This window comes from Caldisphaera sp. (genome assembly GCF_023256325.1).
In the GTDB taxonomy this organism is placed as follows: Archaea; Thermoproteota; Thermoprotei_A; order Sulfolobales; family Acidilobaceae; genus Caldisphaera.
In genome coordinates this window covers 84,268-100,085 of sequence record NZ_JAGDXI010000015.1, presented here as the reverse complement: position 1 = coordinate 100,085, position 15,818 = coordinate 84,268, and the positions used below count along the sequence as shown (strand labels likewise).

At 31.0% G+C, this 15,818-nt stretch carries 16 protein-coding genes; 11 read left to right on the top strand and 5 right to left on the bottom strand.

Annotated elements, in window-relative coordinates:
• The 3 genes from Q0C16_RS02395 to fen all read left to right on the top strand — a co-directional run.
• A partial coding sequence (locus tag Q0C16_RS02395; protein WP_292319441.1) for an AAA family ATPase occupies nt 1-650 on the top strand: 650 nt, incomplete at its 5' end.
• 10 nt (nt 651-660) lie between these two features.
• Entirely contained in the window at nt 661-942 is a 282-nt protein-coding gene (locus Q0C16_RS02390; RefSeq protein WP_292319440.1) for a hypothetical protein, read from the top strand.
• A 48-nt stretch (nt 943-990) separates the two neighbouring features.
• A complete protein-coding gene (fen, locus tag Q0C16_RS02385) occupies nt 991-2,040 on the top strand; it encodes a flap endonuclease-1 (RefSeq protein ID WP_367117881.1) in 1,050 nt (349 codons plus the stop codon).
• A 24-nt stretch (nt 2,041-2,064) separates the two neighbouring features.
• On the opposite strand, the gene Q0C16_RS02380 is transcribed toward fen, so the two are convergent.
• Entirely contained in the window at nt 2,065-2,661 is a 597-nt protein-coding gene (locus Q0C16_RS02380) for a hypothetical protein (RefSeq protein WP_292319439.1), read from the bottom strand.
• A 198-nt stretch (nt 2,662-2,859) separates the two neighbouring features.
• On the opposite strand from Q0C16_RS02380, the gene Q0C16_RS02375 reads away from it, so the two are divergent.
• From Q0C16_RS02375 to Q0C16_RS02340, 8 genes are all read left to right on the top strand, one after another.
• On the top strand, nt 2,860-3,249 hold the full coding sequence (locus Q0C16_RS02375; RefSeq protein WP_292319438.1) for a hypothetical protein: 390 nt from the start codon (nt 2,860-2,862) through the stop codon (nt 3,247-3,249).
• Between the two features lie 71 nt (nt 3,250-3,320).
• Nucleotides 3,321-4,766: a proline--tRNA ligase gene (proS, locus tag Q0C16_RS02370; protein WP_367117884.1), complete on the top strand. Its 1,446-nt coding sequence runs from the start codon at nt 3,321-3,323 to the stop codon at nt 4,764-4,766.
• Between the two features lie 187 nt (nt 4,767-4,953).
• Complete coding sequence (locus tag Q0C16_RS02365; protein WP_292319436.1) at nt 4,954-6,084, top strand: MFS transporter; 1,131 nt, start codon at nt 4,954-4,956, stop codon at nt 6,082-6,084.
• Nucleotides 6,085-6,431: 347 nt separating this feature from the next.
• Nucleotides 6,432-7,757, top strand: a complete 1,326-nt coding sequence (locus tag Q0C16_RS02360; protein WP_292319435.1) for an MFS transporter — start codon at nt 6,432-6,434, stop codon at nt 7,755-7,757.
• Nucleotides 7,758-7,834: 77 nt separating this feature from the next.
• The gene (locus Q0C16_RS02355; RefSeq protein ID WP_292319434.1) at nt 7,835-8,572 is read left to right on the top strand and encodes a methyltransferase domain-containing protein; all 738 of its coding nucleotides are present in this window, start codon (nt 7,835-7,837) and stop codon (nt 8,570-8,572) included.
• A 146-nt stretch (nt 8,573-8,718) separates the two neighbouring features.
• A complete protein-coding gene (locus tag Q0C16_RS02350; protein WP_292319433.1) occupies nt 8,719-9,654 on the top strand; it encodes a polyprenyl synthetase family protein in 936 nt (311 codons plus the stop codon).
• A 69-nt stretch (nt 9,655-9,723) separates the two neighbouring features.
• Nucleotides 9,724-10,407, top strand: coding sequence for a protein-L-isoaspartate(D-aspartate) O-methyltransferase (locus tag Q0C16_RS02345; RefSeq protein WP_292319432.1), 684 nt, complete (start codon nt 9,724-9,726; stop codon nt 10,405-10,407).
• A gap of 270 nt (nt 10,408-10,677) precedes the next feature.
• Nucleotides 10,678-12,891 carry an elongation factor EF-2 gene (locus tag Q0C16_RS02340; RefSeq protein ID WP_292319431.1) on the top strand — a complete coding sequence of 738 codons (2,214 nt, stop codon included), beginning with the start codon at nt 10,678-10,680 and terminating at the stop codon, nt 12,889-12,891.
• Here Q0C16_RS02340 and Q0C16_RS02335 read toward each other — a convergent pair.
• The 4 genes from Q0C16_RS02335 to Q0C16_RS02320 are packed head-to-tail and all read right to left on the bottom strand — an operon-like array spanning nt 12,888 to nt 15,815.
• Nucleotides 12,888-13,595 (bottom strand): hypothetical protein, encoded by a 708-nt coding sequence (locus tag Q0C16_RS02335; protein WP_292319430.1) that lies wholly within the window; start codon nt 13,593-13,595, stop codon nt 12,888-12,890. The genes Q0C16_RS02340 and Q0C16_RS02335 overlap by 4 nt on opposite strands.
• Nucleotides 13,596-13,650: 55 nt before the next feature.
• Complete coding sequence (locus Q0C16_RS02330) at nt 13,651-14,112, bottom strand: DUF371 domain-containing protein (protein WP_292319429.1); 462 nt, start codon at nt 14,110-14,112, stop codon at nt 13,651-13,653.
• Nucleotides 14,096-14,800: an ERCC4 domain-containing protein gene (locus tag Q0C16_RS02325; RefSeq protein ID WP_292319428.1), complete on the bottom strand. Its 705-nt coding sequence runs from the start codon at nt 14,798-14,800 to the stop codon at nt 14,096-14,098. The genes Q0C16_RS02330 and Q0C16_RS02325 overlap by 17 nt, the downstream gene beginning before the upstream one ends.
• Complete coding sequence (locus Q0C16_RS02320; protein WP_292319427.1) at nt 14,781-15,815, bottom strand: DHH family phosphoesterase; 1,035 nt, start codon at nt 15,813-15,815, stop codon at nt 14,781-14,783. Before Q0C16_RS02320 ends, Q0C16_RS02325 begins: the two co-directional genes overlap by 20 nt.
• Between the last annotated feature and the right edge of the window lie 3 nt (nt 15,816-15,818).

The window sequence follows — 15,818 nt, the reverse complement described above, 5'->3', positions numbered from 1 at the left end:
CTAACTTCATAACGGTTAGAGGGCCAGAAGTATTAAGTAAATGGGTAGGTGAAAGCGAAAAAGCAATAAGGGAAATTTTTAAAAAAGCCAGACAATATGCACCCGCAGTAGTTTTCTTTGATGAAATTGATGCTATAGCAGCTTTAAGAGGCACCGATGAGGGGACAAGGGTAGGAGAAAGGATAGTTAGCCAGCTTCTTACTGAAATAGATGGAATTACCGACCTTCAAAACGTTGTTGTTATAGCAGCAACAAACAGACCAGAAATGGTTGACCCAGCCTTAATAAGACCCGGGAGGTTAGAAAAACTAGTTTATGTTCCACCCCCAGATGAGAGAGGCAGGCTTGAAATATTGCAAATACATACAAGAACAGTACCTTTAGGAGATGATGTTGATTTAGTTGACATAGCAAAGAGGACTAATGGGTATACAGGTGCAGATCTAGCGGCATTAGTAAGAGAGGCTGCTATGGGTGCTTTGAGAGAAGACTTACAAAACGGAATAGTGAAAAAGAGGCATTTTGATGTTGCATTATCAAAGGTGAAGCCAAGTGTAACCCAATACATGATAGAATATTATATGAAATGGATGGAAACAGCTAGGCAAATAAATCCAGGTAGATCTACAGCGACATCTATAACCTATTGAGGTGATAAATTTGAGTATATGGGCAGAATCTCCATATTTAAACATAGTATATGATGAGATAAAAAGGTTAACTAAAGATGGAGAAATTCCTGTTTCTGAAAGAGAAATCATATCAAGCTTATCTCGTCAAGGATATGAAATGTCTCCTGCTGACCTAATAAAGATTTTAATAAAATTAGAGATAATGGGTTTAATAGTAGTAAGTTCTAGTACAAAGGAAGACAGGCTTATTAAATTAAAGAAATCAATGGAACAATTTGAAATCCCTCATCAAGTAGATAATGAAAGTTAACGAAAAATTAAAACGTTTTAATTTTTATTTTAATAAGTGGTGAAACTTTTGGGAGTAAACTTAAAAGATTTGATTCCAGAAAACGCAAAACAAGATATCGAAATAAAATCTTTAAAAGGTTATTCTATAGCCCTGGATGGGTATAATATGTTATATCAATTTCTTGCTGCAATCAGACAACCTGATGGGACACCATTAATAGATTCACAAGGTAACATAACTAGTCATATAAGCGGTCTATTTTATAGAACAATAAACTTAATTGAAGAAGGCGTTAAACCTATATATGTTTTTGATGGAAAACCTCCGGAAATGAAGAAAAGGGAAATTGAAGAGAGAATTTCTAGAAGGCAGCAATATGCGGAAAAATATCAAAAGGCAAAAGAAGAAGGCCGTATAGAAGAGGCGAAAAAATATGCTCAAGCGTCTACATCTCTTTCAAGCACAATGGTAAATGATGCAAAGCAGCTATTAACTTATATGGGTATACCATGGATTCAAGCGCCAGCTGATGGAGAGGCGCAGGCAGCTTACATGGCTAAAAAAGGTGATGTATATGCTGCAGGAAGCCAGGATTATGATAGCCTACTTTTTGGTTCTCCAAAACTAGTTAGAAATCTCGCAATAACTGGTAAAAGAAAGCTTCCAAATAAAGAAGAATATATTGAGATAAAACCTGAACTAATAAATTTATCAGATATGCTTAAACTACTAGATATCAGTAGAGAGCAATTAATCTTAATAGGTATTTTATTAGGAACAGATTTTAATCCTGATGGAGTAAAGGGTTATGGGCCAAAAACTGCTTTAAAGTTCGTTAAGGAATATAAGGATCCGATAAAGGCTTTAAATTCAATAAAAGTTGATTGGGGAGATGTTGATCCTATAAAGATATATAATTATTTCTTAAGTCCTCCATCAAATGATAATTATAAAATAGACTGGAAAGAGCCAGATGAAGAAAAAATATTAGATATGTTAGTTAAGCAACATGATTTTAATGAAGATAGGGTTAAAAAGGCCATAGAAAGGCTAAGAAAGTCTTATAAAGAATCAATAAAAACAAAGCAGGCAAGATTAGATAATTGGTTTAAGTAATTTTACAAAATTAATAATAAAAAATTATATATTTTTTAGGATTTTATTTAATTTATCAGAATCAATATGTTGGTTTAATTTTTCCTCTTCATTAATTATTTTTGTTGATCTAGCAGATTCTACAAATTCAAAATATATGTCATTGTTTGTTAATATTTTAAATATTCTTTTAGCAGAATCTCCTATCTCGTCTACTTTAAATTTTTCATATGATGGGACTTTAACTACATAATATATATTTCCATCTGGACTATAATAAATATTGGCCGACTTTATTTCTATGTTATGCAATAGTTTATATACTAACTCTTTTGGATTATTTGTGAATTCTATCAAAATAATCTTATTAAAACCAGAATTGCTAAGCTTTTCTCTTAGGTATTTTTCAATCTCATGCTTATGTGGACCCAAATTTTCTAACATTACATATAGCTTTTTATCAAATATAATGGATTTCTTATAATTTACATCTTTCATTCCTTTTAGTTTGTCTTCTAATTCTAATAAAACTTTCATTACATCTACTTCCCATTTTTCATATAGTCCTTTGTCTATTTTTGCTTGACAGTTTGGGCACAGCATTCCACTTTTGACACAAATCTTATCTAATGGTATCTGCACTTTTTTCACCACTGGTATTACTGCAAATAAACCTTTTATAAATTTGTAAAATGATAAAATTAATTTCTTTTAATAATTCTTATAAGTATAATATAAATGATAAATTACTATTTGCAGTAGTAATATACATAAACTTATTTAAAGGTAAATGATAAAGGTTAAATAATGGTTTTGAAATTAAAGTAACGGTGAGTTAAAGTGGAGAAGTTTATGGAAGGGCTTAGCTTGGTTATAAAGGAATCGTTAAAGAATCCAAAATATAGATATATTATGATAGCTGTAGCGTTAATTTCTTTATTGGCTGCTTTTGGAACTGGTATGGCTATAGCTCATGCTGCAACCGGCTCTTCTACTGCAGCTGTTTCGCCTTACTCTGAACTAGGTAAAGCCATTGGTTCAGGTTTAGCAATAGGTCTAGCAGGAATTGGTGGAGGTTACGCTGTAGGTGTTGCTGGTGCTGCAGCAATAAGTGCTGTTGCAGAAAACAGGGAGCTATTTGGAACAGCATTCATATTTGTGGTATTAGGAGAAGGAATAGCAATATATGGATTATTGATAGCGATAATAATATTGTTTGTATTGCCATGATTTTTTAACATGCAATATTTATATTTTGTTTTATGCTTATAATATCCAGTAATTAAACGGTGTTAGAAGTGGTGGAACCAAGAAAGGAAAAGAAAGAAAAAGATTTTTCTCAATGGTATGATTGGATACTAGAAAGGGCTGAAGTTTACGATTACGGAAGATACCCAGTTAAGGGTATGGGTATTTGGTTGCCATATGGATTTCAAATAAGGAGAAGAACTATGGATTTAATGAGAGATTTACTAGATTCAAAGGATCATGAAGAGATTTTGTTCCCTCTCTTAATTCCAAAATGGATGTTAGAAAAAGAAGGAGAGCATATAAAAGGCTTTGAAGATGAAGTATTTTGGGTAACCCATGGAGGAACTGAAGAACTAGATCAAAAGTTAGCCCTTAGACCAACAAGCGAAACGATTATAACATATTATGAATCACTTTGGTATCAAAGTTATAAACAATTGCCAAAAAAATTGTATCAAATAGTTAGTATGTTTAGATATGAAACAAAAGCAACAAGACCATTAATAAGATTAAGAGAAGTAACAAGTTTTAAAGAAGCTCACACAATTCATGATAGTTTTGATAGTGCAGAAAACCAAATAAAAGAAGCAATAGATATATATAAAAAGTTCTTTGATGAATTAGGAATACCTTATATAATTAGCAAAAGGCCAGATTGGGATAAGTTTGCAGGGGCATTATATACTATAGCTTTCGATACGATAATGCCTGATGGTAAAACATTACAAATAGGAACTGTACATCATTTAGGCCAAAGTTTTTCAAAAGCATTTAACTACAAGATACAATTAAAGGATGAATCTTTTGATCATCCATGGCAGACAAGTTATGGTATAAGCGATAGGGTTATTGCAACAATAATTGGTGTACATGGAGATGATAATGGTCTAGTGTTGCCACCTGACATTGCCCCTATACAAGTGGTGATAGTTCCAATACCATCAAATAATGAATCAGAAGCACAATCTGTAATTGAATATAGCAAAAATATACTTAATAAACTTGTTGATTCTAAAATTAGATGCAAAATTGACGATAGGCCAGAAATCACTCCTGGAGAAAAATACTATTATTGGGAAGCTAAAGGTATTCCTGTTAGAATAGAAATTGGCTCTAGAGAATTAAAGAATCGTACCATAACTATAGTTAGAAGAGATACTTTAGCAAGAAAGGTAGTTGAAGAAAGCAATGTTATAAAAGAAATTAATTTAATTCTAGAAAGCATCAAAAGCAATTTATATGAAAGAGCGTGGAAGAATTTACAACAAAAAATATATGAGTTTGATAATATAAAAGAAGCAAAGGATTATATAAATAAAAAGGGAATTGTTGAAATCCCCTGGTGCGGTAAAGAGACATGCGCAAACAAAATCATGGAAGAGCTCGAGGCAAAAAGTTTAGGAACACCATGGCCTTCTAAGAAATTATCTGGCAAAAAATGCCCTATATGTGGTGAAAAGGCTTTTACAGTTATGAGGTATGCAAGACAATATTAGAATATTAATAAAAAATCTAGTGCTCAGAGGGCTCCTTGTCGTCATTAACTTTTAAGTTTCCGGGTCCACCACACTCTTCATCGCATTTTATACTATTGAAAATGGGCTTATAATTTGTTTATCTTTTAATTAACTTGAGTATGAAAATTTTAATTTTATCTTTTAATTTAGTTTAATAGGGGGTTGCTTGAATAAATATAAAATTAACAATATGATAGGTGTATTAGTTCCTTTTACATTATCAGCTTATGTAGTATTTTCAATTTCCATGGTTCTTACCCAAATTTCAAGTTATTTTAATGTACCTCTTTACATTATCAGCTTAACATTTCCCATAGACTTTATAGGAGGAGCTATTGGAGGATTTATTTTAGGAAGATATGCAGATAAAGTTGGTAGGAAGTTTACAACAATTTTATCTATAATTTTGTTTTCTTTATTTCTAATTATTTCATCATTTTCTAATTCTATCATTGAATTATTTATAAGCTGGTTCTTTGTTGGTTTTGGCGTAAATGCTGAGAATGGCATAGCCTATGCATTAATAGTTGAAACTTTAGGCTCATATACAGGGTCATTTGGGGGATTAGTTCAAGGTCTTTATTATGTAGGATTTGGATTAGATGTTTTAACGTTTAGTTTTATTAGATATTGGAGATTCCTATTTTTAACTATTGGTATAATAAGTTTAATTTTTGGCATAATATCTTCAGTAGTTATTAAAGAAACGTTGAAAACTCATCAAAAAAGGGTATCAAATATAGGTGACCTTTTTATTAGCAAATATAGATATAAAACAATCTTGTTATCTTTAATAGTTGTAGGAGCATTTTTGCTAAGTGTTCCTTTATTAAGTATTGCTCCAACTTTAATTGAAAAGCTTGGTATGACATCAGATATAGGTATACTTTCTATAATTGGCTTTCTTTCTTATTGGTTTGCTGGCTTTTTGTCTGATAAAATAGGAAGAGGTAAAACTACTATGAGCTTTTCAGCCTTAGGGCTTATTTCGGGTTTTTTGTTAATATTTGCTAAGAATTCTTATTTTACAGTTCTTCTCTTAGCATTGCTTTATATATCATCTGGATTGTTTTCATATGATGGTATCTGGGTTAGTGAAAACTATCCAATAGAGTTGAGAGCTACTGCTTCAAATTTTGTTTTCATGTTTGGTAGAATTTTGGGCGGGTTTGCTCCAGAAATAACCTCAGTAATAGGGGTTTCAAGTCTTTCTTTTGGAATTGGCATAGTTTCAGTTTTTTCTTCGGTTTTAATTTTTATAGTTTCTATTATTTTTATTTTAATAGGGAATAAATGATAGTAAGCCCTTTCCCTTTAAGGTACTGTAAAGTTTTTCTGTTCTTGCAATATAGAGTAGGAAAGAAGAGAATATGATCTATAAAGGAATGTAACTAATGTCTAAATTTTTCCGTTTTTATTGTTTGAAAATTCTTTTAAGATTCCTTAAGTGAAATGAAGTATGCGCTCATATACTGTTAAATTTATTTAAAAACCTAACTTTCTAGGTTAAAAAAAGTTCAGTTCAATAAAGGTATCTTTAGGTGCTATAATAAACTGCATTTTATTTAATCAAGTAAAATTTTATAATAAATTTTGTTAATAATTTATAACTGCTGGTCAAATCGACTAGATTCGGTGACGTATTTGGCTGAAAAATCATCTATAGGATTTCCATGGGCAGCTTTCGTCGCATTATCTTTAGGTATGATAGTGTTCGGATTAGCAGAAAGTTATGGTCCATTATCTGCACTAACTGAAGTTATACCATCAAATCTGGCATGGCTTGGATTTACATTACCATATTTGTTCGGAGGAATTGGCGCCTTATTAGCTGGATACATTGCTGATGCGCTAGGAAGAAAGCTTGCGTTTATTTTATCGTCAGGCTTGGTCCTACTAGGTATGATATTATATTTACCAGTATGGCTTAATTTCGTTTCTGGTGTTGCAAGAACAATAACGCTTTTGGTATCCATAGCAATAGTTGGGATGGCAGCTATAGGCTTAGAAAGCCCTGTATTAGCCATGATATCAGAAAGCGTTAATTCTCAATACAGAAGTAAATTGCTTGTTATAGGACCAAATTTTGGAAATCTGGGAGTAGCTTTAGCATATGTTCCATTGCTCATATTCGGAATAAATAGTGCTATTGCAGCTTCTGCTAATTATGAGCTCGCTTTAATCCTCATGTATGTAGCACCAACAATCGGATTGATATTGGCATGGTTAAAGGCATCAGAGACGTTACCTTGGAGGGCAGTTAAAAAGCAAAGTAATGTAGAAGATGCATGGAAGAAAATAGATAATACAACCGAAACAGTAAATCCAAATGCAGGTCTAGGCCTTAGGTTCTTAACATTAATCCTTATAGGAATTGTTCAGGACGTTGCATTTGTTTACATAACATATGGTGCATCATTTGCATATTTCAGCAATGTAGCAGCATATGTTCCTTTGATAGGAGGCTTCACTATGACTATAGTAGGAGTAGTTGCAGGCCTGTTAGTTACATCTAAAGTAAGTAGAAAAGTCTTCTCATTAATGTCTTATGGTATGTTAGCTGTGTTTTGGGCATTATTGTGGGTAGTTGGTAGTGTAACAAAGTCATCATTTGCTATATTGTCAATGTTCACGTTACTTATGGTTCCGGTAGAATTAACATGGGCATCTAGAGCTTTGTTAGAACCTGAATTATTCCCAACTAACAGAAGAGGTCTATACGTTTCTTTGGTAAGATTTGTAGTTTGGGTTTCTTCAGCTATAATAGCAGGTCTATTGATATTAATACCTTTACCATTTGCAATAGGTGCCGCTTCAATGTTTATAATAGCATTAATAGGAGTCGGTGGAACGTTAGTTTGGTATTACAAAGGATTCGAAACTGGAAACAAGAACTTATTGGGATTAGATTTGGAGAAAACAGCCCGTTCAATAGCTCCTGTAAAGGTTTCTGACCCAAAAGATAATTAATTTTTTCTTTATTTTTAATTTCATTTTTTAAATAAACTATAAAATTAGTTATTATAATAAAATCAATGGAGTTAGGGATGAAAAATAGCAATGAATTAGAAATTAAGAGTAAAGGATTGGAAGAAGATTTTTGGAAGAATATAGTATCTGAAATAGAAAATTATTCTAAAAAGGGATGCTATGAAAAGGTAAATATATTGATGAGTCTTTTTACATTAAAAAAACTTAGAATAATTGCAACTATGTTGGCTAAGGGCTCAAATGTTATTATAGATGCAGGAAGTGGTCCTGGGACTTCAACAAAATATATTAGAGTTATTCATAATTATTCTCAAATAATTGCAATGGATCCATCATTTGCTATGATTAAAATGGCTAAAGATAATATAGGAGACATAAATGCAATTAATGGTATGTTTGAGGATATTCCTATTAAAGATTCTTCTGCAGATGCAATAGTAGCTATGTTTTCTTTTAGAGATGCAAGGAATTATAATAAAGCTTTACGCGAATTTTCTAGAGTCTTGAAAAGAAAAGGTAAATTAATTATATTAGACCTGTACAGGCCTGAATCAGCACTAGAAAAAATAATATCGTTTTTTCAATTTAACATATTATCAGTTATATCAGGTCTTCTTATGGGATGCGGTAAAGAAGCTCTATTATACCCTAATTTGCATAAAACTATTAATTATATGTATTCGCCAAAAGAGTTTATAATGCTGGCAAGAAATTATTTTGAGAATGTAAATTTTAAGAAAATGCCTATTATAGTAGGGATATTATATGCGACAGATCCAAAGAAATTTTATTAAATATTTATTTAAATATATTGCTTAGCAAGATTCTTAATGTATAGAATATTTAAGCATTCTTAAATGTTTGTGAAAAAAGGTAGTAAGAATACATATTAATAACCCCTAAATAAGATATGAGTAATGGAAGAAGTGGTGTGCAAAGGTTGAATAAAGAAATCTCCTATGAAGACATAGACAATTTAATACTTGAAAAATGGGAAAAGGTAAGAGAATATCTTCAACCAAAAATATATGATGCAGCAAAGACTATGGAGAATTTAGGAATAGAAGGGATACCAAAATATTTGGTAACAGGAGGCAAAATGTTTAGAGGGTTTTTAACGATTCTTTTTGCAGAGTCTCTTGGATCTAATATTGAATTCGCCTCAGATGCTGCAGTAGCTATTGAAATGGTACATGCAGCTAGCTTAGCAATAGATGATATAGTTGATAACGATGTTAATAGGAGAGGAAAATTATCTAGTTGGATTGTATATGGTATTGGAAAGACTGCTTTAACGGCTCTCCTTTTAGTTCCAGTAGCTCAAAGAGTGATAGAAAAATATGGATTCGATGCTATAAAATACAGTATTAAATCATGGGAATCTATGGTAAGAGGAGAAATTATGGATGCGTATGCTTCAATAAAATTGTTACCTTCGGAATATTTAAATGTTGTTAAATTAAAAACAGCATCATTATTTAGTTTATCAACAGTTTTAGGAGCAATTGCCGCTAAGAACTCAACAGTATTAGATAATGCAGAATTTTATGGAGATAAGTTAGGTATAGCATATCAATTAGCAGATGATATAAGTGATTATTATTCATATTTAATAGGAAAAAAAGAAAAGCTCGATCCGGGTGAAGTGTTATTTGAAAAATGGATTATGCAAAAGTATGCAATCAAAGATAGAGGTGATGATGTAGTAAAAAATGGAATGAATATGTTAAATGATATAGTCTTTGAAGCTTCAAATTCAATAAGTGAATTTCCTGATTCAAGTCAAAAATCTATGCTTGAAAGAATCCCATATTTTATGGTAAGTAAAATGCTTGAAAGTTCTGGATTATCCTTTAAAAAATTTAACGAAGAATAATATAAGGTTATTATTTTAGGTTAATTAATATATTAATTAGATTAAAAAGAATTGAATTAAGGTGAAATAATGTCAGACAACTATATTTATCAACAAAAAATTAGGTTAATTAATTATTTAAAAGATGCCGGTTTTATAAAAACTAAAATAGTCGAAGAGGCTATTAGTAATGTAGATAGATCAATTTTTGTTCCACCAAAATATATTAATGAGTCATATGAAGATAAACCTTTACCAATTGGGTATGGGCAAACAATAAGTGCTCCAAGTATAGTCGCTTATATGACAGAGCTGTTGGAATTAAAGGAAGGTGATAAAATATTAGAAATTGGGACTGGTTCTGGATATCAGACAGCGATATTATCATATATAGTTAAAGAAAAAGGTTTAGTAATATCAATTGAAAGAATTAAAGAGTTATCCGAGACTGCATATAAAAACCTAGAGAAACTAGGTTTACACAAAAACGTTAAACTTATTGTAGGAGATGGATCTATAGGTTATGAAAAAGAAAAACCTTATGATAAGATATTAATAACAGCTGCCTCTCCCAAGATACCTAACTTTGTTTATGATCAATTAAAAAATAACGGGATAGCTGTTATGCCAATTGGATCTATTGAAGAACAAAAATTAACCGTTTTAAAAAAGGACGACTTGGGTCAAATAAATATTAGATATGATATAGGTGTAATTTTTGTACCATTGATTGGACAAAATGGTTTTAAATTGTCTAATACTCAAATTAACTAGCTCAATGTTTCTTAAAAGTAAATGGGAATTTTTATTTTAATATTTTAAATTATTTTGTATAATTAAGTAACATCATTTTTAATGAAATATTCAAAACAATTCCTTAGAGTTATTATTTTTAATGGCGAATTATATTATAAGTTAATTTTAGGATATTTCAAATTGATAAAAATTCTTAAAATTTAGAAAGAATAAGCTTAATCAAAATGAAAATAATATTATTTTTTAACCCTTAATTAGTTCTTAATTAAAAAGAAGTAGGTGAAAAAAATGGGTGCTAGAGTAAAAGTCATATCAGAAATAGAAAAAATAATGTCAAATATAGAACAGGTTAGAAATATAGGTGTTATTGCTCATGTAGATCATGGAAAAACTACAACTAGCGATACGTTGTTAGCAGGAGCCGGAATTATATCCGAAAGAGTAGCTGGCGATGCATTGCTTCTAGACTATTTGAATGTAGAAAAAGAAAGAGAAATGACTGTTAAGGCAGCTAATGCAAGCCTTTATCATGAATTTAATGGAAAACCCTACGTTATTAATCTAATCGATACCCCTGGACATGTTGATTTTACTGGTATGGTTACGAGAAGCCTTAGAGTCCTAGATGGAGGAATAGTAGTCGTTGATTCGGCAGAAGGAGTTATGACTCAGACAGAAACAGTATTAAGACAGGCATTGGAAGAGAGAGTAAAGCCTGTCTTATATATTAATAAGGTAGACAGATTGATAAAGGAATTAAAATTTGGCCCCCAACAAATCCAAGAAAGGTTTGTAGAGATAATAAAAGATGTTAACAATTTAATAGATATGTATGCTGAGCCAGAGTTCAGGAATAAGTGGAAAATTAATCCAGCAGAAGGTAATGTAGCTTTTGGGAGTGCAAAAGATAAATGGGCTTTAACTGTACCTGATGCGGCAAAAAAGGGCATAACATTTCAGCAAATAATAGATGCATATTCATCAAATAATAAAGATAAAGTAGTCGAGCTGTTTAAGAAAGCTCCTATATGGGATGCATTATTAAATATGGCTGTTAAATTTATACCTAATCCTAGAGAAGCTCAAAAATACAGAATTCCTAAAATATGGAAAGGAAATCTTGATACTGATTTAGGTAAGGCTATGATGGAAGCTGACCCGAATGGGCCATTGGTATTTTATGCTAATGCAATAAAAGTAGAGAAAGCAGGTATTGTTGCTACAGGTAGAGTCTTTTCAGGAACCTTGGAACCAGGAAAAGAGGTTTATATTGTTTCAAGCGATCGTAGTGGAAGAATATTACAGGTAAGCTTATATATGGGTCCATTTAGAGAATTAACAAACAAAATACCTGCTGGTAATGTAGGAGCTCTAATGGGTATAGAAGGCCTTAAGTCAGGAGAAACTTTAGTTGAGTTGTCATATAAATCTCAAGCAGCACCTTTTGAACAGCTTCATTACATAAGTGAACCTGTTGTAACATCTGCTATAGAGCCTGCAAAGTTACAAGATTTACCAAAAATGATAGATGCTTTAAAGAAGCTTACTCTCGAAGATCCAAACCTTGTAGTTAAGATAAATGAGGAAACTGGAGAATACTTAATTTCTGGTATGGGGCAGCTTCACCTAGAAATAGCTATGTGGATGCTAAAAGAATTATATGGAGTAGAGGTAAAAGCAAGTCCACCTATAGTTGTTTATAGAGAGTCCGTTAAGCAAAAAAGTGAAACATTTGAAGGAAAGAGCCCTAACAAACATAATAGGTTCTATATAAGCGTTGAACCTTTAAATGAAGAGACTATAGAGCTTATACATAAAGGTTTGGTTAATGAAGATCAAGATCCCAAAGATAGAGCTAAAATATTAAGAGATAAAGCAGGTTGGGATTATGATGAGGCAAGAAAGATATGGACTATAGATGAGAATATAAACATCTTTATTGATGCAACATCAGGTGTGCAATACCTTAAAGAAGTGAAGGATACCATATTAGGAGGCTTCAGAATTGCTGTTAAAGAAGGCCCATTGGCTGCAGAGCCTGTTAGAGGACTTAAAGTGTTACTTCACGATGCAGAAATACATGAAGATCCTGTCCATAGAGGTCCTGGACAAATATATCCTGCTGTAAGAAATGCTATATGGGCTGCTATGTTAACATCAAAGCCAACACTTCTCGAGCCTATTCAGAAATTAGATATAAAAGTTCCAATGGATTATTTGAGCCCAGTAACAGCAATAATAACTAAGAAAAGAGGAAAGGTTTTAGATGTAAAACAAGTAGGTATGCAAGTTTCAGTAAGTGCTGAAATACCTGTTGCAGAAAGCTTTGATATATCACAGGAATTAAGAGGATCTACTGCTGGAAAAGCTTTTTGGGGAACAGAATTTAGCAGATGGGCTCCAGTACCAGATTCAATACTTGAAGATTTAATAAAGAAAATAAGGGATAGAAAGGGACTACCACCTAAGCCTCCAAAACTTGAAGATCTATTAGGACCTTAGTAAATAATTTTCATAAATTTTATTGAGTCAAAAATTTCATTTTCATATTTTCTCGATTTAATTTTTATATAATCGTTTTCTGTTATTAGACCTTGTCTATGCATTACAATAGCACAAGTATCTGTAACAACAGAAGTCGCTAGCCCACCTTCAGATAATAAATCAAGTCCGCTATTTATATCTGGAACAGAAAATCCGCAATGTCCTTCAGGATGTGTATGCATATTAAAAACTACTCTTATAAAAGGTATTTTTACTTTAAGCAATTCTCCCTCTAATATTGATAAATATCCATTGTTATCATACATAAATAAAAATTCTATATTAGTTAAGCTAGTTTTCTTTGTAAAAGGTTTTATTATATCCAAATCTGTTTTAAATGGAATATATGGAATAAAATTATAAACGTCTTTTATGCTAATATAATCCTTAATATTTGGATCTTTTTTAATTAAAATCTCTTTACCATCAATTTCAGTAGAATAATCTTCGAACTCCCATGGAGTATTAATCTTTAATTCTATTATATTTCCGCTAATTTTTTTAAGTAATGATCTTAAATCTAAGATATCTTTTTCTACTTTTGCATCAAAAAGGTTATATTCATCATCATAAGTATTTTCTATTTGAATTATCAATTTACTAATGATTGATAGGATTTGGGAAGCATTAGTCTTCTTTAATTCTTGGTATTTTTTGCTCAAATTTTACCCTCGCTTTTTCCAATTAAAGATTAATATATGGGTAATATAACTTTTTTTAAATTTTAAGGCTTGTTATCATAATTGTAAATTCTCCGCTTTTTTTAATGTCATCAATTAACTTTCTACTTAGATCTATAGCTGCTTTATTGCTTCTTATTAAAGCAGTTGCGGGTTCTATATAATTGCTCTTTCTGAATATAATTTTGTTTTCGTGTGAAAGTATAAGGTCCTTATCTCCATAGCCTATTAAGCTATCACAATAGTTATTTGTGCAAAATACAACAAATATTTTGCTTCCATTTTTTATGTCTTCAACTAACCATTGTGGAAAGTCTTTTGTAGACGCTTCAGACCTTATTCCTATTATGCAATCCCCTCTTGTTGTTAAAAAATTATCTTTGGTTATTTCTATTGTAGACCTATGGGTTGCTCTAACATTTTCATGTCCATACGCTTTAAATACGAACCACTTAGATGTATATTCAAACGGACTCAAAATATCAGCCTTTATTGTCATAGTAATTTTCTAATGAGCTAAACCCTTTAGACCCTTTTTTATATGGTACCTTTATAATTTCTTTAATTTTTGATGCTTTTTTTTCTCCTATTATGCTTGCTAATTCAGAAAGGCTTGAGTTAAAGAATTTTTCTAAAGAGCCAAAATGATCTAATATTTTTTCAGCATTTTTTTCTCCTATTCCCGGAAAAGATTGCAAAATGTAAAGTTGCCATTGCCTACTTTCATCTAACTTTGGTTTTTTATGCACAACTACTTCATTATTTTCTTTGTTTACAAATGATTTCCTAATAATGGATTCGATATATTCTGCAGTGGATAATTGATCTAAACTCCAAAGAACTTTAACGTTAAATTCTATTATTAATGTAACCAAAGCAGATTGAATTTGTTTTTCTCTGTTTTTATAATAAAGTAATGATCTTCTAAAATCTCCTTCAACGATATATATTATATTTTGATATTTTGCTGACATTCTTTTAGCCTGCTCAAATAGCCTTCCATCGAATAGAGATTTCACAAAATCTGGAGCACTTTTTCTTTCTATAATTATTCCTTCAGGAATCATATAGTCTCCTTCTTCTAGTTGCCTTCTAATTACCATAATTCCCATCGATTCCAATAATTTAGGCACACCAGATGTTTCTTCTCTAGAATCGGCATAAATCCTATATTTCTTTGTTTCCATTTTTAATTTCACTTTTGTTGCACATACTATTTATAAGATTTACTAAATAACTGAAAAATTTTTCCTTTTCAATATTTTCGCTTTCCCGTAAAGAAACTATTGATGCACCTTTGTGACCTCCTCCTTCTCCATGAAATTTTTCTCCTAATAACTTAGCTATATAAGATGCGTCTAATCCCTTCAACAAAGCTCTATCAGATAATCTTATAGAAATTCTGTTGTTTTCACTTTCTTTATTTTTTATAACAAAAACAACATCAGCGCCGCTTTGAATTACACTATTTGATACTAAGGATTCATAGGATCCTATTTCTGTTAAGGCAATTATCAAATCTTTGCATACTTTTCCTATTAATAGCCTAGAAAGGCCTTTAAGTTTTGCTATCCTAATTGATAAATCTTCTTCGAAATATTTTATAATGTTGTGATAAATAAATATTGATTTTTTATAGTCTCCATGTTCTGTTAAAAAAGCTAAAGATTCAAAAGTATTTTTCCTGGCTCTTTCTAATTTGTTGCTATCAAATATTATACCTAATATGGCTAAGTTTGAAATTTTTTCATCTAATGGTAAATTTAATTCTTTTGAAAAAGTAACGACTAATTCTGTAGTAGAGGATGCTTCATCGTCAATATAGTGTAATTTTGAATTCTTATACAATTGCCCTTCTGAGTGATGGTCTATTAATATTAAAATTCCTTTTTTTGGCTTCGAAACAATATCTAATATTTGCTCTAAGCCGGCTGTATCTAAAATAATTAATTTGTCATAATCTGAGTTGCATTCATTAATATCAATGTTTAATTCTTTTAATGCTAGTTTTGATTCTTTAGCTATTCCAGGTTTTATATCAATACAGCAATTACTATTATATTTCTTACATATTTGATATGCGATTAAAGAAGAAGCTATGGCGTCTAGGTCCGCGTTAGAATGAAAAGAAATACCTATTTTATCATTACTTATCTCTTGAATAAAATCTAATAAAAAATTTTGTGAATTAGTTTTTATCAAAAT